The organism is Streptococcus oricebi, assembly GCF_017883985.1.
GTDB classification, from domain to species: domain Bacteria; phylum Bacillota; class Bacilli; order Lactobacillales; family Streptococcaceae; genus Streptococcus; species Streptococcus oricebi.
Genome location: NZ_PRDG01000002.1, coordinates 393,937 through 413,640 on the forward strand (window position 1 = coordinate 393,937; position 19,704 = coordinate 413,640).

The 19,704-nt window shown below is 42.0% G+C and carries 24 protein-coding genes and 1 pseudogene; 24 read left to right on the top strand and 1 reads right to left on the bottom strand.

What is annotated here, in order from left to right:
• Nucleotides 1-52 precede the first annotated feature (52 nt).
• Complete coding sequence (locus C4K46_RS04565; protein ID WP_209627693.1) at nucleotides 53-961, bottom strand: LysR family transcriptional regulator; 909 nt, start codon at nucleotides 959-961, stop codon at nucleotides 53-55.
• A gap of 452 nt (nucleotides 962-1,413) precedes the next feature.
• Between C4K46_RS04565 and pyrF the strand changes: the two genes are divergently transcribed.
• The 24 genes and pseudogenes from pyrF (at nucleotide 1,414) to C4K46_RS04685 (ending at nucleotide 19,613) form a co-directional block, all read left to right on the top strand.
• Nucleotides 1,414-2,106 carry an orotidine-5'-phosphate decarboxylase gene (gene pyrF / locus C4K46_RS04570; protein ID WP_209627694.1) on the top strand — a complete coding sequence of 231 codons (693 nt, stop codon included), beginning with the start codon at nucleotides 1,414-1,416 and terminating at the stop codon, nucleotides 2,104-2,106.
• Nucleotides 2,107-2,749: 643 nt separating this feature from the next.
• Nucleotides 2,750-3,388, top strand: coding sequence for an orotate phosphoribosyltransferase (gene pyrE, locus C4K46_RS04575; protein WP_209627695.1), 639 nt, complete (start codon nucleotides 2,750-2,752; stop codon nucleotides 3,386-3,388).
• On the top strand, nucleotides 3,385-3,783 hold the full coding sequence (locus C4K46_RS04580) for a GNAT family N-acetyltransferase (protein ID WP_209627696.1): 399 nt from the start codon (nucleotides 3,385-3,387) through the stop codon (nucleotides 3,781-3,783). Before pyrE ends, C4K46_RS04580 begins: the two co-directional genes overlap by 4 nt.
• 94 nt (nucleotides 3,784-3,877) lie before the next feature.
• Nucleotides 3,878-4,267 carry a TIGR04197 family type VII secretion effector gene (locus tag C4K46_RS04585; protein ID WP_209627697.1) on the top strand — a complete coding sequence of 130 codons (390 nt, stop codon included), beginning with the start codon at nucleotides 3,878-3,880 and terminating at the stop codon, nucleotides 4,265-4,267.
• A 10-nt stretch (nucleotides 4,268-4,277) separates the two neighbouring features.
• A complete protein-coding gene (locus C4K46_RS04590) occupies nucleotides 4,278-4,652 on the top strand; it encodes a hypothetical protein (protein WP_209627698.1) in 375 nt (124 codons plus the stop codon).
• Nucleotides 4,642-6,465, top strand: a complete 1,824-nt coding sequence (locus C4K46_RS04595; protein WP_209627699.1) for an HNH/ENDO VII family nuclease — start codon at nucleotides 4,642-4,644, stop codon at nucleotides 6,463-6,465. Before C4K46_RS04590 ends, C4K46_RS04595 begins: the two co-directional genes overlap by 11 nt.
• Before the next feature lie 27 nt (nucleotides 6,466-6,492).
• Nucleotides 6,493-6,972 carry an SMI1/KNR4 family protein gene (locus tag C4K46_RS04600; RefSeq protein WP_209627700.1) on the top strand — a complete coding sequence of 160 codons (480 nt, stop codon included), beginning with the start codon at nucleotides 6,493-6,495 and terminating at the stop codon, nucleotides 6,970-6,972.
• Entirely contained in the window at nucleotides 6,965-7,402 is a 438-nt protein-coding gene (locus C4K46_RS04605; protein ID WP_209627701.1) for an SMI1/KNR4 family protein, read from the top strand. Before C4K46_RS04600 ends, C4K46_RS04605 begins: the two co-directional genes overlap by 8 nt.
• Before the next feature lie 24 nt (nucleotides 7,403-7,426).
• Nucleotides 7,427-7,969, top strand: coding sequence for an ankyrin repeat domain-containing protein (locus C4K46_RS04610; protein WP_209627702.1), 543 nt, complete (start codon nucleotides 7,427-7,429; stop codon nucleotides 7,967-7,969).
• On the top strand, nucleotides 7,956-8,294 hold the full coding sequence (locus C4K46_RS04615) for an immunity protein Imm33 domain-containing protein (protein WP_447459112.1): 339 nt from the start codon (nucleotides 7,956-7,958) through the stop codon (nucleotides 8,292-8,294). Before C4K46_RS04610 ends, C4K46_RS04615 begins: the two co-directional genes overlap by 14 nt.
• Before the next feature lie 184 nt (nucleotides 8,295-8,478).
• Nucleotides 8,479-9,483, top strand: a complete 1,005-nt coding sequence (locus C4K46_RS04620) for an EndoU domain-containing protein (RefSeq protein ID WP_209627704.1) — start codon at nucleotides 8,479-8,481, stop codon at nucleotides 9,481-9,483.
• A 22-nt stretch (nucleotides 9,484-9,505) separates the two neighbouring features.
• On the top strand, nucleotides 9,506-9,880 hold the full coding sequence (locus tag C4K46_RS04625) for a hypothetical protein (protein ID WP_209627705.1): 375 nt from the start codon (nucleotides 9,506-9,508) through the stop codon (nucleotides 9,878-9,880).
• Between the two features lie 42 nt (nucleotides 9,881-9,922).
• Nucleotides 9,923-10,609, top strand: a complete 687-nt coding sequence (locus C4K46_RS04630) for a hypothetical protein (RefSeq protein WP_209627706.1) — start codon at nucleotides 9,923-9,925, stop codon at nucleotides 10,607-10,609.
• Between the two features lie 10 nt (nucleotides 10,610-10,619).
• Nucleotides 10,620-11,036 carry an immunity 70 family protein gene (locus C4K46_RS04635; RefSeq protein ID WP_209627707.1) on the top strand — a complete coding sequence of 139 codons (417 nt, stop codon included), beginning with the start codon at nucleotides 10,620-10,622 and terminating at the stop codon, nucleotides 11,034-11,036.
• 1 nt (nucleotide 11,037) lies between these two features.
• Complete coding sequence (locus tag C4K46_RS04640) at nucleotides 11,038-11,406, top strand: hypothetical protein (RefSeq protein ID WP_209627708.1); 369 nt, start codon at nucleotides 11,038-11,040, stop codon at nucleotides 11,404-11,406.
• A 242-nt stretch (nucleotides 11,407-11,648) separates the two neighbouring features.
• The gene (locus tag C4K46_RS04645) at nucleotides 11,649-12,053 is read left to right on the top strand and encodes an EndoU domain-containing protein (RefSeq protein ID WP_338059775.1); all 405 of its coding nucleotides are present in this window, start codon (nucleotides 11,649-11,651) and stop codon (nucleotides 12,051-12,053) included.
• Nucleotides 12,054-12,065: 12 nt separating this feature from the next.
• Nucleotides 12,066-12,434, top strand: coding sequence for a hypothetical protein (locus C4K46_RS04650; protein WP_209627710.1), 369 nt, complete (start codon nucleotides 12,066-12,068; stop codon nucleotides 12,432-12,434).
• A gap of 137 nt (nucleotides 12,435-12,571) precedes the next feature.
• Nucleotides 12,572-14,125, top strand: a complete 1,554-nt coding sequence (locus C4K46_RS04655; RefSeq protein WP_209627711.1) for a glycosyltransferase family protein — start codon at nucleotides 12,572-12,574, stop codon at nucleotides 14,123-14,125.
• Nucleotides 14,126-14,191: 66 nt separating this feature from the next.
• A pseudogene (locus C4K46_RS04660) lies at nucleotides 14,192-14,947 on the top strand (DUF4336 domain-containing protein).
• A 29-nt stretch (nucleotides 14,948-14,976) separates the two neighbouring features.
• A complete protein-coding gene (locus C4K46_RS04665; RefSeq protein WP_209627712.1) occupies nucleotides 14,977-15,630 on the top strand; it encodes a uracil-DNA glycosylase in 654 nt (217 codons plus the stop codon).
• A 9-nt stretch (nucleotides 15,631-15,639) separates the two neighbouring features.
• Complete coding sequence (locus C4K46_RS04670; RefSeq protein ID WP_209627713.1) at nucleotides 15,640-16,104, top strand: NUDIX hydrolase; 465 nt, start codon at nucleotides 15,640-15,642, stop codon at nucleotides 16,102-16,104.
• A gap of 11 nt (nucleotides 16,105-16,115) precedes the next feature.
• Complete coding sequence (locus C4K46_RS04675) at nucleotides 16,116-17,390, top strand: dihydroorotase (RefSeq protein WP_209627714.1); 1,275 nt, start codon at nucleotides 16,116-16,118, stop codon at nucleotides 17,388-17,390.
• A gap of 88 nt (nucleotides 17,391-17,478) precedes the next feature.
• A protein-coding gene (locus C4K46_RS04680) for an IS3 family transposase (protein WP_209627715.1) occupies nucleotides 17,479-18,827 on the top strand; the annotation gives its coding sequence in 2 pieces (ribosomal slippage) (nucleotides 17,479-17,920 and nucleotides 17,920-18,827; 1,350 coding nt in all).
• A gap of 135 nt (nucleotides 18,828-18,962) precedes the next feature.
• Nucleotides 18,963-19,613, top strand: a complete 651-nt coding sequence (locus tag C4K46_RS04685) for a TetR/AcrR family transcriptional regulator (protein WP_209627716.1) — start codon at nucleotides 18,963-18,965, stop codon at nucleotides 19,611-19,613.
• Nucleotides 19,614-19,704: the final 91 nt, after the last annotated feature.

Consider the following 19,704-nt stretch of genomic DNA (forward strand, 5'->3'; position numbering starts at 1 on the left):
CTGTCTTTACTATTCGGCTATTTTTGACTAGTAGCTTGGTTTCACCTAGCTCTTATTTATCAAACTTAACTTCTTCTAGAAGATAATCAATAAAACGTTCTCCCATCTTTGATAGGCTGGCCTTTTCATGGGTGATGTAGACTAGGTCAATCGGGTCATCGATATCAAGTGGGATTGAGACGATATTATCGCCATTGAGGTTGCTATTGAGAATACCGGTCGCAATAGTGTAACCGTCCAGTCCGATTAGGAGATTAAAGAGGGTTGCCCGGTCAGATACGACAATGGACTTCTTGTGGCGCTCCTGGGAAAGGATTTCCTCTGAAAAGTAGAAGGAATTGTGGGTCCCTTGGTCGTAGCTCAGATAGGGGAAGTCCTCCAAGTCAGCCAGCTGCACGCTCTCCTTGTCAGCCAAGGGATTGGACTTACTGACAAAGATATGGGGTTGGGCTGTAAATAAAGGAGTGGCCAGGAGATGATTATCATCTAACATCTTAGTCAGGACATCGCGGTTGTAGCTATTGAGAAAGAGAACACCGATTTCTGAGCGAAAATTCTTGACGTCATCAATGATTTCCCAGGTCCTAGTTTCTCTTAAAAAGAGTTCATACTTTTCCATATCGCTTTTTTTCAAGAGAGAGACAAAGGCATTGACCACAAAGGCATAGTGCTGGGATGAAACGCTAAAGAGTTCTCTTTGCTCAACCGGATTTTTATAACGTTCTTCCAGAAGTTGGGTCTGCTCGACTACCTGACGGGCATAGGATAGGAACTCCATACCATCCTTGGTCAGGGTAATACCCTTGGGATTGCGGATAAAGATTTCAATTCCCATCTCATTTTCCAGGTCCCGAACGGCATTGGACAGGCTGGGCTGGGTGATAAAGAGCTGTTTGGCAGCCTCGTTCATGCTACCCGTTTCGACAATTTTGATAATATAGTGTAACTGTTGGATTCTCATATCCCTATTTTATCATAAAGTTACTGGAAAAACTCAGGAAATATTGCAATTTTTAGAGAATATAAGAACGAAAAAAGGCTAGTAGACTTAAAAGTTTAAGTTTTAGTAAAAGAGGACACAAATAGAAAAGAGAGCTAAGCTGGAAACCACCTTTGGAATACCGCTCAATTCTGGTTCATGAGTTCTCCACTATCAGACTTGATTTTGTGAATGGCTCCTCGTTAGCAAAGAGGCTAGCTTCCATAAAAAGAATCGGATTAGTCCGCCCTGAATTTAAAGATTTTTCTTGACAAATGAGGCGATAAACTATAAAATGAAATAAATAATAACCTTTAAAGAGTCCAGAGAGGCTGCTAAGGTAGAAACGCTTAAAAAGGGCCAGTAGACTGGGCCCAATTTTCGTGAAACCTTGCTGGAAATCTGGCAAGGTTTTTTGTGTAAAGGAGAAACTTATGCGTGAAGAACGTCCGATTATCGCTTTGGACTTCCCCTCATTTGAGGATATTAAGAAATTTTTAGCCCTTTTTCCCCAAGAGGAAAAACTCTATGTCAAGGTGGGAATGGAGCTTTTTTATGGAAATGGTCCTGAAATTGTCCGCTATGTCAAAGGATTGGGTCATTCCATCTTTTTGGACTTGAAGCTTCACGATATTCCCAATACGGTCCAGTCGGCCATGACCATGCTATCCCAGTTAGATGTTGATATGATGACGGTGCATGCTGCTGGTGGTGTGGAAATGATGCGAGCTGCCAAGGCTGGACTTTTAAAACCTGCTAAGATTATTGCGGTCACCCAGCTGACCTCAACATCTGAGGAAAATATGCGGGACTGGCAAAATATCCAGACTAGTCTGCAAGAGTCGGTTGTCAACTATGCCAAGAGAAGCCAAGAAGCGGGCCTTGACGGGGTTGTTTGTTCGGCCCATGAAGTAGACTTGATTAAAAAAGCCACCTCCGAGGACTTTATCTGTCTGACACCAGGGATTCGGCCTAAAGGAGCAGCTGTTGGCGACCAAAAGCGGGTCATGACGCCCCACGACGCCCAGCTAATCGGCTCCAACTATATTGTGGTTGGACGGCCTATTATCCAGGCCCAAGATCCACTTGCAGTCTATCATCAGATTAAGGAGGAGTGGAATAGCTAAGAGAGTCTAGACCCTAAAGGGTCTGTCTCTCTACGTGAGCCCCGATTTTCTTACTTATTTATCGGGCCCTCCCTAAGCTATTCACTAGCTTTCATCAACAGGTATAATCGACCTTTTGATGAAATCGTCGGAAGTCCGCTAAGAGAGTCTAGACCCTAAAGGGTCTGTCTCTCTACGTGAGCCCCGATTTTCTTGATTATTGTCGGGCCCTCCCTAAGCTATTCACTAGCTTTCATCAACAGGTATAATCGACCTTTTGATGAAATCGTCGGAAGTCCGCTAAGAGAGTCTAGACCCTAAAGGGTCTGTCTCTCTACGTGAGCCCCGATTTTCTTACTTATTTATCGGGCCCTCCCTAAACTATTCACTAGCTTTCATCAACAGGTATCATCGACCTTTTGATGAAATCGTCGGAAGTCCGCTAAGAGATTCTAGTCCCTGAAGGTCCTGTCTCTCTACGTGAGCCCCGATTTTCTTACTTATTTATCGGGCCCTCCCTAAGCTATTCACTAGCTTTAACCACCTTGTTTGTCCCATGCTCTTGGCTAGAGTTTTTATGGGAGTTTTGCTTGCTTATAATTTGTTTTTACTTATTCTTAAAGACCTCGGGTTTCTAAGATGCTACATTGAAAAAGGAGAAAAGATGACTTTAGCAAAAGATATTGCACGTGATTTATTGAAAATTGAGGCTGTTTACTTGAAACCAGAAGAGCCATTCACCTGGGCTAGTGGTATCAAGTCCCCGATTTATACAGATAATCGTGTAACCCTGGCCTATCCAGAAACTCGGACCTTGATTGAGAATGGTTTTGTCGAGGCTATCAAGAGAGATTTTCCTCAAGTAGAAGTCATTGCAGGAACAGCGACAGCAGGTATTCCTCATGGTGCCATTATTGCTGATAAGATGAATTTACCTTTTGCTTATATTCGTAGCAAGCCCAAAGATCATGGTGCAGGCAATCAGATTGAGGGGCGCGTGCCAGCGGGACAAAAAATGGTCGTTGTAGAAGACTTGATTTCAACCGGAGGTTCCGTTCTAGATGCGGTAGCAGCAGCTGAACGTGAAGGCGCTCATGTCCTTGGTGTAGTGGCCATTTTCACCTATCAACTGCCTAAGGCTGACCAACGCTTTGAAGAAGCAGGAGTCAAGCTCGTGACCTTGTCCAACTACAGCGAATTGATTCAGCTGGCGGAGCAAGAAGGCTATGTCAGCGCAGAGGGCTTGGCGCTCTTGGAACGCTTCAAAGAAAACCAAAAAACCTGGCAGGAGAGTTTGGCATGATTGATTATACAAATCAGAAAAAAATCACTGCTCAACAGTTTGCCCATGTCTTGGAGCAATCAGGCATTCACCGCCCGACTAAGGATTTGCCGCGTTTGCAAAAAATGCTAGATGAGGCGGATATTCTCTGGACGTCGTGGGACGGAGAGCGACTAGTTGGTGTGGCGCGTTCCTTGACAGATTTTTCCTACGCTTGCTACCTGTCTGATTTGGCGGTCGATGAAAGCTATCAGAAGCAGGGGATAGGTAGAATTTTGGTCGAAAAAACGCGTCAGAAGATTGGAGAAGAAGTGGCTCTTATCCTCCTTTCAGCACCAAATGCTATGAACTACTATCCCAAAATCGGTTTTGAAACAGCCGAAAACGCTTATATCATCAAACGCAAGCCTTTTTAAGGCTTGTTTTTATAAAATTAGTAAATTTCTATCATTGTTTGTTATAAATTTCAAAACATGGTAAAATAGGACAAAGCTAGAAAAGAGGAACACTATGACCATTCAAAGCAATCAAATGACCGCTAGCGGCCATGCCAGCGCTATTATGGCGGGAGCTAGCTTGATGGTTGACCAAGCCGTCACTAAGGACACCACTAGCAACTTTGATAGCAATACAAGTCTTCAATCCTATATGGATCAGGAAGCGGATTCTGCCAGCCAGTCGGCGGAACAGACCAGGCAGTTGGTTGCTGGAGTGCAAGCAACAGCAAGAGAATTTGTGGCGACAGATACGCAAATCAAGGCCCAGCTGGATATTTGGCGCTTGACTGATAAGATCTATCAAGTCACTGCTCCTGCCCGCAAGGACCATGTAGCTAGCTCAGCCCCTCTTCCGGGAACAGAAACTCTCCAGAAGGCTGGGCTTGGTTACCCCTTAAATTAAAGGAGACGCCATGACAGACCAATCCTTAGCCACTATTAAGCAGGAAAAGCGTCAGCTAGAGCGCTCTTTCGATTACCTGATTCATCAAAAACGTCGCTTGAAAGCTTTAGAAGACCAGGTGCTAGACCATCATGATAGGATGCAAGACTGCTTTCAGGAGCTGGACCTCATCAGTAACCAGCCTCAGGATGCCTTGTTTTTAGCAGAATTAAGGGAAGCAGACCACCGCAGTGTCCGTCTGCTGGACGATGACTTGGAAGCCATGGAGCAGACTCTAAAAAAGCAAGAAGCCGACTTAGAAGAAGAGGAAGACCGGCTTTATAAGGCAGAGCGTCAGCTCTATCTAGCCCAAGAAGACAAAAGGAGGAAGCCTGATGAAAGTTGATTTACCTTCGCTGCAAGCCCAGGCCAGCAGTATGGCCACTATTGCGGCAGCTAGAAGCGCGGCCTATGACCATACCATTGAGGCCCTTCTGGACTTTATCAATGACGGGAGCCTCCAAGGGGAGGCTTATAGTGCTTCCAAAAGCTACGCATCCAGTCGAAATATCCCTTATTTAAGAGGAGCCAAGCTCCTGGTCGAGCGTTTGGCCGAGGCTAGTCAAGCTTTGGTCGATAAATATATCGCCGAGGTCGGAAGCGAAAGCCTAGATGAAGATGAGTTGCAGTCAAAGATAGAAAGCCTGCAAGCAGTCATTCATACCAAAACCAACCTCTATAATACCCTTTTTCGACTAGATGACATCTCAAATGATACCCTGGGAGCCATTACCAAGGTCATCGACAGTGCCAAAGATGAGTTGGAAAAGACTAGGGAAAAACTCCAGAAACTCAGAGCCTTTTTCGCTAGCTCAGCCAGTGTCTTAGAAGGCATTGCGGACTTACAAACAGCCGTCACAGCAGGCGCCGACCAACTAGCACTCGATGCCCAAACCTATGGCGGCCAAGTTCCCAATGTCCAAGGTGTCGCCCAACCAAACTGGGTTCAGACCATTGATAAGCATATCAAACAGCAAAGAGAAAAAGAGGTCAAAAAGGCTGACCCTCAAGAAATCGAACGTCAGAAGATAGCCAAGATGTCTAAAGCGGAGCTGCTAGATGAGTATGGAGATATTATCAGTTCCAATGCTTATCCAGATCCGTATAGCCCCAATAGCCAATCCAAAATGCGTACAGCCAAGTGGGTGATGGAGCGCTACAAGCAAGTCGAACATGAGGAAGTGGAGTTTAGCCCTAAACTCCTGAAAAAGGTCGATAAGAAATTCAAGGCCAAGGTTGATAAAATGAGTCAGGAAGAGTTGGAAAAGGAATTCCCTTATCTCCAGCACTTGCAGAGCCCTGTTCATCCGGCAATTTACTTTTCAAAAACGGACCTTGCCAATACAAGTTATCTGGAGTATCGCTATTTTAAGCTAGATAGCCAGAAGGAATTTCGTTGGCGAGACCCCAACTTCATGAATAAGATTTATGACCATGTCAACAAGACTGGGATTGACCCGATCACTGGCAAGGAAGCCGATGAGAGCTTAAAAAACTATGCCAAACATCATGGCGCTATTGAAGGCCTCAGTAATTTCTTTGCCTTTACGGCAGCTGGTCTCAGCGCTTATCATGCAGGGAAACCAGTCGGACAGGTCAGCAAACCGCAAACCCAAGGGGTGGACCCAACCCCACAAGCCCCAACTGCCGGCGAGAGCACTCCCCCTCCTACTTACAATCGGGACTATATCCTTGAGAATATCCGAAAAAGCAAAGAAGCCAGACAAGCATCGAATTTCGGGGAGTATGTTAAGAAAGAACGGGAAATTCTTCAAAAGATAAAAACTGATACTGTTAAAAATTACTCTCAGCAAAAACAATATTGGACTAGGGAGATAGAATTTAAAGGGAATAAGGTTTATCAGAGAGATGATTTAATTGATCTTTTCTCACAGGATGCTAAAGGTAGAACCAATTTGGAAAGAATGGAAAAGGGGCTAGCTCCTATTGGTTCTGACGGAATGCCTCTTAATCTGCATCATCTTACTCAACGTCAAACAAGTTCAATAGCTGAAGTAGAAGCTAGATTTCATCAAAAGAACTATAATATACTGCATATAAACACGGGGGAATTGCCAACAGGTATAAATAGAACGCAATTTAATACTTGGAGAAAACAATATTGGAAAAATCGATCTAGTAGATTTCCCTTTGAATAAAAACTAAAATACATGGAGGAGTAAAATATGTTAAGTAAATACTATCTTGAAGCGTTAAATTTAATTGATAACAATCAGGATTTATTAGATGATTTTGGAGGCTGTTCTGAAAATATTATTCAATTAGCCGAAAATACCTTGGGAGTAGTTTATCCTAAGGACTATAAAGATTTTTTAAAAACATTTGGTGCTGGAAATTTTGGTTCTACAGAAATTTATGGATTATTTAAAGAAGATTTTGCTAATTCAGGAGTGCCTGATTCTGTTTGGTATACTTTATTACAGAGAAAAAAACTGAATTTTCCTCAAAATTTAGTTATTATTTATGATTCGTCTATGGGTGAAGTTTATTGTTTAAATTATCATTCACTTAATCAACAAGGTGAACCACAAATTACAGGCTATATCTTAGGACTTGCAGAAGAATATCAAAAAAATCCAGTTTTATATAATAGCTTTGGAGAGTTTCTTTTAGATATGGTAACGTTAGAGTTAGAAAATGAATAACTTTCAAAGTATCAAACAACTAATTACTTCAGCAGATAATGTAGAATTTGCAGATTTTGGTGAAGGTATTTCTAAGGAATGGGTTAATAAAGCTGAACAAGCTCTAAATGTTACTTTCCCGAATTCTTATAAATGGTGGCTCGAAAATTATGGTGGTGGTGAAATTGACGGAGATGAAATATTTAGTGTCTATGGTTTAGATTTTGATAATGTTGTCGGTGGCGATGTTGTTTATATAAATAAGTTAAACCAAAAAAATCATGTAACAAATACTGATCAATTAGTCATTTGTGAATCGTTTGATGATACCTTTTTTTTGGAACTATCTAAGATGAATAATGGAGAAGCCCCAGTTTTGAGGCTATCTAATAAACAGCTGTATGCAAAAGATTTTCTTGAATTTTTAGAAAGAAGAATAATTGGAGAATGAGCGACATTAGGCGATGGCTTTGAAATGAAAATTACAACTGTATTTGATGCCGTTCAGTACGGTACTTTTGAGGAATTTAAGGAATTATATAATGGTGATGTTAACCAGCTTTTCACTTATGGACATTTAAACCTCCTCTTATTTACTCTAACAGATTATAGTAGATTAGATGACAAAGTGAAAATTATTAAATTTTTGTTAGAAGAAGGAATTGATGTTAACTGTATTGGTGGACGATTTGATTGGAACGCTTTACATCTTCTTATACGCATCAATCGTAATCCTGATGTTCGTTTTCTATTAGAAGTTGCTGAACTTTTAATAGAATATGGAATTGATGTAAATCAGAAAAATAAAAAAGGTATGACACCGTTAATGGAATCTATTGTTTATTTACGAAATAGTACAGAGGAGTTGATTCCGTTTTATATACTGCTTTTAAATGCTGGGGCAAATTATAAATTGAAAAATAATAATGGAAAATCATCTTTAGACTATGCTAAAGAATTTTCCTGGCGAAATGCTTTTTTAGATATTGTAAAGGAGTATGAAAATGAGGGAAGATAATTATGGTGGCTTTCTCCTATCAAAAAATGTAATGTTAGGAATTCCTATTGCTTATACCTATCGCGTAGAGCCTAGTATTCCCGCTTTAAATGGTTGGTATATTTATTCTTCAAGAGACGACAATGAATATGTTAGTAATCCAGAAAATTTTGAAATTGTTTCGGCGCAAACTATGTTTTCTATTGCACCAGTAATGGCTGAATTCTTTGAAGCAAAATTCGGGACCGACCTTGCTTGGTTATACGAGGAAGGGGTTCATATTGGCTTCTATGATTTAATTGCAGATAAAGAAACGACAATACCAGAGATTATGGGTTGGGATTGACCTAGAGAGTTGACTATCAGATAATTAGGTGGAGGCAAGAATGCTTGGGAACAATCCTAAGCATTCTAATTGTTTTTTACTGATTTCTCACCAGACATCATTTCTGCTTTTATTTAAGCAAAATAGGAATGAAGAGGTTAAAAAGGCTGACCCTCAAGAAATTGAACGTCAGAAGATAGCCAAGATGTCTAAAGCGGAGCTGCTAGATGAGTATGGAGATATTATCAGTTCCAATGCTTATCCAGATCCGTATAGCCCCAATAGCCAATCCAAAATGCGTACAGCCAAGTGGGTGATGGAGCGCTACAAGCAAGTCGAACATGAGGAAGTGGAGTTTAGCCCTAAACTCCTGAAAAAGGTCGATAAGAAATTCAAGGCCAAGGTTGATAAAATGAGTCAGGAAGAGTTGGAAAAGGAATTCCCTTATCTCCAGCACTTGCAGAGCCCTGTTCATCCGGCAATTTACTTTTCAAAAACGGACCTTGCCAATACAAGTTATCTGGAGTATCGCTATTTTAAGCTAGATAGCCAGAAGGAATTTCGTTGGCGAGACCCCAACTTCATGAATAAGATTTATGCCCATGTCAACAAGACTGGGATTGACCCAATCACTGGCAAGGAAGCGGACGACAATCTTAAATTCTACGCCAAACACCATGGTACCATTGAAGGTCTCAGCAATGCCCTTGCTTTTGGGACCGGGCTGTATAGTGCGTATCAGGCGAGTAAGCCAGTCACTGTAACGAAGGATGTTGTTCATATACCAGAGACTTATTCACCAGAAGTATTAGGGCAAGTTGAACACACGGAAAGCTTTAGAGAGAATACCGTTAAACATATTTTTGAAGGAGAAGTGAAGCGCCGTCAAGCCAAGGGCTATCACTATGCCAATATCGAAGGAACTGCTGGAGAAGCCATTCCTGATACCCGGGTTGATTTGGGGAATGGGGTCTATGAGGTGGACGTCAAAGTAAATGGTGTGATTAAGCATGCGAAATCTACCATGTTCCCCGATACTATGAGCCCGCAGGAAGTGGTGGACGCTATTAATGAGGCGTATAATGGGAGAGAAAAAGTCCCTAATACTAGAAATCAATATCGTGGAGAAGCCAATAATGGAATAAAAGTTATCATGTATTTAGACAAAGATGAAAAAATAATCAGTGCTTTTCCTGCTAAAAGTCAATAATTAAGTAATTTAGGAGAATAAAATGTTTACTAGAAAATACATAAGTTTTAAAGTTGGAAATACTATGGATTTGACCGTTGCATTTGAAAATGAAGAGCTAGGTGCTCTACAAGATTTTTTGTCCAGTGAAACTCATAATTTCGCTCCTCATATTGTCAAGGAATTAGACAATGTTCTCTCAAGACGCAAGGCAGACCTCTATTTTTCAGGGAATATGTCCTTTGTAGAAGGAGACAGGCGCACTGCCTTAGTTGGCTTTGCTTATGAGGAACTTGGTCCTGATGTTGTTCTCCCAACTGCCACGCTCAAAGAGCTAGTTGATGAATGGATTGAAATGGAAGACAAGTTTAAAAAAGGCGAGCTAGACGGCAAGTTGCCGCTGGTGATTGAGGATTAAGAGGTCGGGTAATGCTTAGAATATTTTTTCTAAGCTTTTTAATTGAAATATTCCGCCAAACATCATGGCGTTATTGAAGGCCTCAGTAATTTCTTTGCCTTTACGGCAGCTGGTCTCAGTGCTTATCATGCGGGAAAACCAGTCGGACAGGTCAGCAAACCGCAAACCCAAGGGGTGGACCCAACCCCACAAGCCCCAACTGCCGGCGAGAGCACTCCCCCTCCTACTTACAATCGGGACTATATCCTTGAGAATATCCGAAAAAGCAAAGAAGCCAGACAAGCATCGAATTTCGGGGAGTATGTTAAGAAAGAAAAAGAGATTTTGCGGAAGCTAGAGGAGTTTCCACCAACAAAAAGACCCTCATGGAGACAATCTGAAATTGATATTGGGAAAGATTATCCTGATTATGAAGCCCAAAAATCCTTCTTAAATGGAGAAGAAGTACCTTATAGAACTAAAGGAAGTGTTAGACCTGAATATTATAAGTCAGGACATAGTATAGAAGTAAAAAATTATAATTTGGAGACACCTTCTGGTAGAAATAATCTAGTAAATAATGTTAGCAAACAAATCATTCAAAGAAATGCTAACTTACCAAGCGGGACATTCCAAACTATAGTTGTTGATATAAGGGGACAGCGTGTCTCACATGATATTTTAAAAAGCATAAAATCTAAAATTTTGAACAAATCTCAAACTCAAGTTGAAATTCGATTTATGAAATAGGAGTAAATAAATGACAGTAGGACTAAAAGTAGATTTATATTGGTATCCGATTGGGAATGGAAGTTTTCTTCATTCTTTCTTTTCAACCATTGCAGTTAATTTGGAAGATAGTAAGTGGGGCAGTCGTTTTCCAGTGATGATGAATGAATTATATCAGGGAAATCTTCTTTATGAAAGAATTGATAAGGCCAAACAAGAATTGTCAGTTATCAAAGAGGAGCTCTCCCATATTTCACCAAAAGAGGTGGTCTGGGATATAGATGATTTAAGTGCACAACCACCTTGGGGGGATAATATCAGCCCAGATATTACTGACTTATCAAATTATTTTGTGACTAGTCGAGGTGATGACTTAATTGAAACCTTCCAAAAGGCTTTTGTGGACGGATTAGAAACGCAGTCAAACGTTGAAATAGACAGTTTATAACATGATAAAAATAAACAATATAGAGTGGATTGATGTTGATACTAAAGAAGCAGAGCTTGTTCTGTCTGACGGCGAAAATAAACTGCTTGTTTTCTCAGACGGCTATAGTGAGTTTGATTGCCAGGTTGGAGTTGAGTTTAAAGAGGAGCTCTATGCTATGGTTTCATCGGACGTTATTCAGGTAATGAATAAGCCGGAGAGCGTTCTGCCTCTAGGTGGTTTTCGTCAAGTGATAACTGGTACATTGATAGATAAACAGAATTCTTTATTAAAGATTGGAGAGTATGTCCTTCATTTTGAAAGTGATATTCCAAATGATGTGAAAGAAGGAGAATTGCTAGAGTTTGAAGTCGGTAGGATTGATATTTAATTTCCTCTCTGTTCATCAACCTTAATCAACAGCCCAAATTTGTTCCGTTTACCCCGCCAACTCTAGTCGACAGAGCAAATGAACTTTAGCACCCAGTAGGAAAACCCTATCCTGAAGGATTCCCAGAAGGCATCAACAATGCCCTTGCTTTTGGGACCGGGCTGTATAGTGCGTATCAGGCGAGTAAACCAGTCACTGTAACGAAGGACGTTGTTCATACACCAGAGACCTATTCACCGGAAGTGTTAGAGCAACTTGAACATACGGAAAGTTTTAGAGAGAATACCGTTAAACATATTTTTGAAGGAGAAGTGAGGCGCCGTCAAGCCAAGGGCTATCACTATGTCAATATCGAAGGAACTGCTGGTGAAGCAATACCCGATACTCGAGTAGATTTGGGGAATGGGGTCTATGAAGTGGATGTTAAGGTAAATGGTGTGATTAAGCATGCGAAATCTACTATATTCCCCGATACCATGAGCCCGCAGGAAGTGGTAGATGTTATCAATGAGGCGTATAATAACAGAGAATACATTGAGGGAACAAGGAATACATATAGTGGAACAGCAAAAAATGGTATCAAGATTGATATGTTTTTAGACAAAAACGGAAAAATCATTAGCGCTTTTCCTTCTCAAAATCAATAATAGGAGAATAAAATGTATACAAGAAAATATCTATCTTTAAAAAATTATCCTCGATTAAACGTTGCATTTGAAAATGAAGAGCTGTACGCTCTACAAGATTTTTTATTTAGCGAAACTCATAATTTTGCTCCCCATATTGTCAAAGAATTAGACGATGTCCTTTCGGGGCGCAAGGTAGACCTCTATTTTTCAGGCAATATGTCCTTTGTAGAGGGAGACAGTCGCACTGCCTTAGTTGGCTTTGCTTACGAGGAACTTGGACCAGATGTAGTTCTTCCTACCGCTAAACTCAAAGAGTTAGTTTATGAGTGGATTGAAATGGAGGACAAGTTTAAAAAAGGCGAGCTAGAGGGCCAGTTGCCGCTAGTGATTGAGGATTAGTTTTTGTTTGATGCTTAGAATTGTCTCTAAGCATTTTAATTGAAATTTTTCACCCTCACATAGGTTATGGGCAAGCTAATATGTTCTGAACTCTGGGCGTGCTCGCCTATTTTTTTTGTTTCTGTTATAATGTAACTATGAACAAAGTCTATTCCTTTTTCTTTTCTTTTTTGCAAAAGTTGCTTTTGCTTTTAGTGATTCATTGGCTAGTGATTGCGATTTTTCATATAAATAATTTATTGCCTTCAGTGGGAGCTAGCCTCTTTTTCCTGGCCCTAGTCTTGCTTCTCTTTGTCTGTCGCAAGCAATTAAAAGGTTTTTATCAGTTCTTGATGCAGCATAAGCGAGCCTTAATGCTAGCAGCGATTATTTTTCAACTTGTCATGTTGCTGGCAGCTCAATTGCTGATTCGCAGAGATGCGGCAGTGGTTTTTACGGGGGCTTTTGGCTATCTCAAGGAAAGTTCTATTTCTAATTATTTGACCCGCAATCCCAATAATATGTTCCTCTTCTTATATGAACGTTTTTTCTTTAAGATTTTTGGTCCGTCTGGGCTTTGGATTATGCAGGCTCTCAATCTTTTCTATACAGATGTGACAGCCTGGATTTTGTATAAGGGGAGTTTGAAGTACTTGGGACAAAAAACAGCTGATATGACCTTTTTCCTCTATCTGCTTTTACTGGGCTTTTCTCCTTATTTCTTCTCCATGTATACAGACATTTTACCCCTGCCCTTGATTGCGCTTCAGATTTTTCTGACTCTAGCTATTTTCCAAGAGAAGGAGACAAATAAAATTAGTCTCAAAACAGTGCTTTTGGCTCTTATCACTGGCCTAGCTAGTCTTATCAGGCCGACTGTTCTGATCCTTTTAATAGCCTTTTTTGGTCTTCTTTTTCTAAGAAAGGGGTTTAAGAAAGCCTTCTTAGTCCTAGGAGTCTTTAGTCTAGCTTTCGCTGCTAGTTATTTCAGTCTCAATCACTTGATTAAAAATCAAACTGAGATTCCTCTGGTCAAGGGAGAAGGACTAGCTAAGGGCCCCCTTCTCTTTATTGATTTAGGTTTGACCGATACGGGTCATAATCAAGAAGATATGAAGGAAGGCCTCTTGGCCTATGTGGAGCCTAGTCGGCGTGCTGACTACAATAACGGTATGTTTGCGCAGGAGAATATTATCAAGGACATCGAGCGTCGCTTGAGCGAGTTCACGCCTTGGACCTTCTTAGGGCATCTTTATTACAAGGAGTCCTTGACGGTGGCAGAAGGGACCTTGGGTTGGCTTTATCGCAGTGTTGAAAATGAGAAGACTCCTTATATCTCTCCTCTTTATGACTGGACCAAGAGTCAAGCCTGGGCCCAGTTTATCAGAGATTACTTTCTCAATACGGATAAGAAGAGCTTTGCCTATTATGCCTTGGTCAAGCAGCTATTCTGGATTTTCCTAGCCTTTGATCTAGTTCTTGCCATGTGGAAGTTTCGGGCCGAGGATGAGGCCTTAAATCTCCTGGCCTTGGCGGTCTTTGGTGGTCTTCTCTTTCTCCAAATCTTTGAAGGCGGCAAGACCCGCTATCTAATTCAATTTTTGCCGCAAATAGTCCTCCTGGCTAGTCTAGGCCTAGGTCGCTATTCTTTTAGGGGTGAGAAAGTAAAGAAAATAATTGCTTGGAAAGGAAGAAAAAGTCAGCTCTCTTAAGGGTTTGGCTTTTGTCTCCCTTTCTTTTTTGTTATAATAAGGAAAGAAAAGCAAAGGAGCGAAGTCATGACAAAAACAGTAGTTCCCCTGTATCCACCGCTTTACACGCTCAAAGCGATTGCCGACAATATTTGGATTGTGGACGGAGATATTATAGATATGAATGTTGGTCTCTTTTCCCTTCCTTTTTCAACGCGGATGACGGTCGTTCGGCTATCAGACGGCAAGCTCTGGTGCCATTCGCCCTTGGCTCCTCATCAAGGGCTTTTTGAAAAACTTGATGCGCTGGGACAAGTGGCTCACTTGGTTTCGCCCAACAAGATTCACTATGCCTATATCGCTGCTTGGAAAAAGCGTTATCCAGATGCTCTTGCCTGGGCCAGTCCAGGTATAGAAAAGCGGGCGACTAGCCAAAATATAGCCACCGCTTTTGGCCGAGAATTGACAGAGTCAGCGCCTGGTGACTGGTCGGCTGACTTGGAACAGCTGACTTTTAAGGGCAGCAAGGTTGTGGAAGAAGTGGTCTTTTTTCACAGAGCGAGTTCGACCTTGATTTTAGCAGATTTGATTGAAAATTTTGAGACAGAAAAAATGACCAGTCCAATTAGGAAGCTTGTCTATAAAGCGGCAGGGATTTCTGACCCTAAGGGGAAAACGCCACTTGATTTTCGTTTGACTTTTACAGCTAATAAGGAAGTTGCGAGAAAGTCTTTGAGAAAAATATTAGCCTGGTAGCCGGATAAAATTATTCTGGCACATGGACGCTGTTATTTGGAAAATGGCCAAGCGGAGTTGAAGCGGGCCTTTGCTTGGCTGGGCTAAAGGATTGTTAAAAAGAAAGAGAGGTCACAATGCGACATTCAGCATGGCACGATTTGATTAAGCAGGAGTTGCCAGAGGGTTACTTTGCTAAAATCAATCATTTTTTGGATGATGTTTACGGGTCGGCAACCATTTATCCGCCGCGGGACAAGGTTTTTAATGCCATTCAGACCACGGATTTGTCGGATGTCAAGGTGGTGATTTTGGGGCAAGACCCTTACCATGGCCCAAGGCAGGCTCAGGGTTTGAGTTTCTCGGTGCCAGATGATATCCCAGCCCCTCCTTCCTTGCAGAATATTCTAAAGGAGTTGGCTAGCGATCTAGGTCAGAAAGATTCCCACGATTTGACCCCCTGGGCTAAACAGGGAGTTCTCCTCTTGAATGCTAGCTTGACTGTACCTGCCGGCCAGGCCAATGCTCATGCAGGTCTTATTTGGGAGCCTTTTACAGATGCCATCATCAAGGTAGTCAATCAAAAGGATAGCCCTGTCGTCTTTATCCTCTGGGGTTCTTATGCTCGTAAGAAAAAGGCCTTGATTAGCAATCCCAAGCACTTGATTATCGAGTCGGCCCATCCCAGCCCCTTATCGGCCTATCGTGGATTTTTTGGTAGCAAGCCCTTTTCTCGTGCCAATGAATTTTTAGTCCAACAAGGTCTCGGTCCGATTGACTGGTTACAATAAAGGAGAACTATGGTTAAATTAGCAACGATTTGTTATCTGGATAATGGCAAGGAGTTCCTCATGCTCCACCGCAATAAAAAGCCCAATGATGTCCATGCTGGTAAGTGGATTGGGGTCGGAGGCAAGCTAGAAAAAGGAGAGACACCCCAAGCCTGCGCTGCACGTGAGATTTTTGAGGAAACGGGCCTGCGGGCCAAACCTGTGCTCAAGGGAATTATCACCTTTCCAGAATTTACACCTGGTCATGATTGGTACACCTATGTTTTTAAGGCTACCGACTTTGAGGGCCAGTTGATTGACTGCAATGAGGGAACTCTGGAGTGGGTTCCCTATGAGCAGGTCTTATCCAAGCCGACCTGGGAGGGGGACCATACCTTTGTCTCTTGGCTCTTGGAGGATAAACCTTTCTTTTCGGCTAGTTTCTCCTATCAGGGGGACCAGCTCTTGGACTATCATGTTGACTTTTATGAATAAGGAGTGTCGCTATGTTATTGATTAAAAATGGTCGGGTAATGGATCCTAAAACTGGATTGGATCAGCTTTCAGATCTCTTGATTGAGGAGGGGAAGATTGTCAAAATTGCTCCTAATATTGAAAATGGGGAGGCCCAGGTTATCAATGCCCAGGGGCTGGTGGTTGCACCGGGGCTGGTAGATATTCATGTTCATTTTAGGGAGCCAGGTCAGACTCATAAGGAAGATATCCATACGGGCTCCTTGGCAGCGGCAGCGGGTGGCTTTACCACAGTCGTCATGATGGCCAATACCAATCCGACAATTTCGACCAAGGAGACCCTAAAAGAGGTCCTGGAGTCAGCTAGTCGGGAGAAGATTCATGTCAAGTCAGTCGCTACCATTACTCAAAATTTTGACGGTCAAAATCTGACTGATTTCCCAGCCCTGCTAGAGGCAGGTGCAGTGGGTTTTTCTGACGATGGAATTCCCTTGACTAGTGCCAAGGTACTACGCCAGGCCCTGGAATTGGCCCGAAAAAATCAAACCTTTATTAGCCTGCACGAGGAAGACCCTGAACTGAATGGCGTTTTAGGTTTTAACGAGCAGATTGCTAGGGAGCATTTTCATATTTGTGGGGCGACAGGAGTAGCCGAGTACAGTATGATTGCGCGTGATGTTATGATTGCCTATGATTGTAAGGCCCATGTTCACATCCAGCACCTCTCTAAGGCAGAGAGTGTTCAGGTGGTCGAGTTTGCTCAAAAACTGGGGGCCCAGGTAACTGCAGAAGTGGCTCCCCAGCATTTTTCTAAGACCGAGTCTTTGCTTTTAACTCAAGGCAGCAAGGCAAAGATGAATCCGCCCCTGCGTCTAGAGTCCGATCGGTTAGCTGTTATTGAGGGGCTTAAGTCAGGAGTGATTTCAATTATTGCGACGGACCATGCCCCCCATCATGCTGACGAAAAAAATGTGGCTGACATCACCCAGGCACCATCTGGTATGACCGGATTAGAAACTTCTCTTTCGCTCGGCTTGACCTATTTGGTAGAAACAGGGGACTTAAGCCTGATGCAATTATTGGAAAAAATGACCATCAATCCGGCCCAACTCTATGGTTTTGAGGCAGGATTCTTGGCAGAAGGCGGACCTGCAGATATCACTATCTTTGACCCTCAGGCGGATCGTCTAGTGTCTGACCATTTTGCCTCTAAGGCAGCCAATTCCCCCTTTATTGGTGAAAGTCTCAAGGGACAGGTTTGCTATACCATTTGCGATGGTCAAATCGTTTTCGCCTCTAAGGACTAAAAATTAGTCAAAAAGTCCAAGGACCGAACCCTTTTTGAACCGCACCCCAAAAGTTAGACAGAAAATCTAACAGAAGGGGTGTTTTTTGATGAAATTAAGCTATGATGATAAAATTGAAATCTATCAGCTAAAATTAGCTGGCTGGTCTTGGTCAAGACTCGGTCAAAAATACGATGTCCAGGTGTCTAATCTTCAATATATGGTCCGGCTAATGGATAAGCATGGACTAGAAAGTGTTCGTAAAGAAAAAAAGAAGTATTATCCTCCTGAATTGAAGAAACAAATCATGGACGATGTCTTACTTAAAGGTCGGTCTCAGCTAGAGGTTTCCATAGATTATGCTCTCCCAAACCGTGGGACGCTCTCCAATTGGCTGGCACAATACAAGAAAAACGGGTATACTATTGTTGAGAAACAAAAGGGAAGGCCACTAAAAATGGGACGGAAACCAAAGAAAAAATTAGAGGAAATGACGGAGTTAGAGCGACTTCAATACGAAAATGAATATCTGAAAGCGGAGAATGCTGTCCTAAAAAAGCTGAGAGAATACCGGTTGAAGGACGAAGCAAGGCTCAAAGAGCAACAGAAATCATTCAGGGATTGATTCCTGAATATTCGCTCTCCTTATTACTCGGTATTCTAAAATTGCCGCGTGCTACTTATTATTACCAACGAAAACGACTCTCTCAAAAAGATTCTAATAAAGAATTGAAAGAGTTGATGGTCACCATCTTCCATGAGCACAAGGGCAACTATGGCTATCGGCGCATTCATCTAGAGTTAAAAAATCGAGGAGTCCATGTCAATCACAAGAAAGTCCAACGACTCATGAGAGAGCTTGATTTGAAAGCTGTGATGCGTCAACCTCGCAAGTATAACTCCTACAAGGGTGACATCGGTAAGAAAGCAGACAACCTGATTCAGCGCCAGTTTGAGGGTTCCAAACCTTATGAGAAGTGTTATACAGATGTGACGGAATTCTCTATCCCAACTAGTGATAAGAAACTCTACCTATCACCTGTTTTAGATGGATTCAACAGCGAGATTATTGCCTACAATATTTCTCAATCTCCTAATCTAGAGCAATTACATGATATGCTTGAGAAAGCCTTCCCTGCTGAGACTTACAAGGGGACTATTCTACATAGTGACCAAGGTTGGCAATACCAACACCAGAGCTATCACTACTTTCTAGAAATGCATGGCATGGTGCCGTCTATGTCTAGGAAGGGCAATAGCTTAGATAACGGCATGATGGAGTCTTTCTTTGGCATTCTCAAGTCTGAGATGTTCTATGGTTATGAGAAGTCTTATCAGACACTGGATGAATTGGAAAAGGCTATTGAGGACTATATTGACTACTACAATAACAAACGAATCAAAGAAAAATTAAAAGGACTTAGCCCTGTAGAATACAGAACTAAATCCATGCAATAATTATTTGTCCAACTTTTTGGGGTCAGTACATTTCTTGGATTTTTTTCATCTTTTTTAATTGACACAGTGTCAGATAAGTGTTAAAATAAATCTTGTCAATTATTGCTGACAGTGTGTCAAAGTGAAAGGAACGAAATGAAAGAAGGAGAGACTACAGAGTTTAAGACGGAGAAGCGGGCCCAGGAAATTCTTGAAGCGACCAAGCAACTCTATCAAAGAGAGTCTTATCGGGACATCAATCTGAAAAAGATTAGTCAAGTCACCTCTTTTAGTCGCCCTTCTATCTATAATTACTTTCATAGTAAGGAGGAGATTTTTCTGACCCTGCTGACTTTGGAGTATGAGAATTGGGCCCAGGCTATCCTGGCTTTTAAGGACAAGTATGAGGGGAAAAAACTCAGTCGCTTGGACTTTGCTGACTTTCTGGCCCAAAGCTTGGAGGATCGACCGCTCATGCTCAAGCTCATTGCTAATAATATTGCTGACTTTGAAGAAAAGAGCCGGATGGAGTTGATTATTAGCTTTAAGCGAGCCTATGCTCAAACCTTGTCAGCTGTCGAAAGTAGCCTAGCTACCCTCTTCCCTACTATATCCGCTCCTGAACGCCAAGTATTTATCTATGCTTTTTTCCCCTATCTCTTTGGCCTCCACGCCTATGCTGTTGGGACCAAAAAGCAGCGCCAGGCCCTAGAAGAGTTGCAGATAGACTATACTTTCTACTCAGTCTATGAGCTGGCTTTTCAACTCTTGAAAAAGCTACTAGAGATTAAAAAGGAGCAAGATTAGCAGACTTATAAATGACCATTCCCTCAGCCTTCATTATAGGGAGTTCCCTATGATTGACAGCAGTAAACTTACAGATGATAAAGGAGAAATT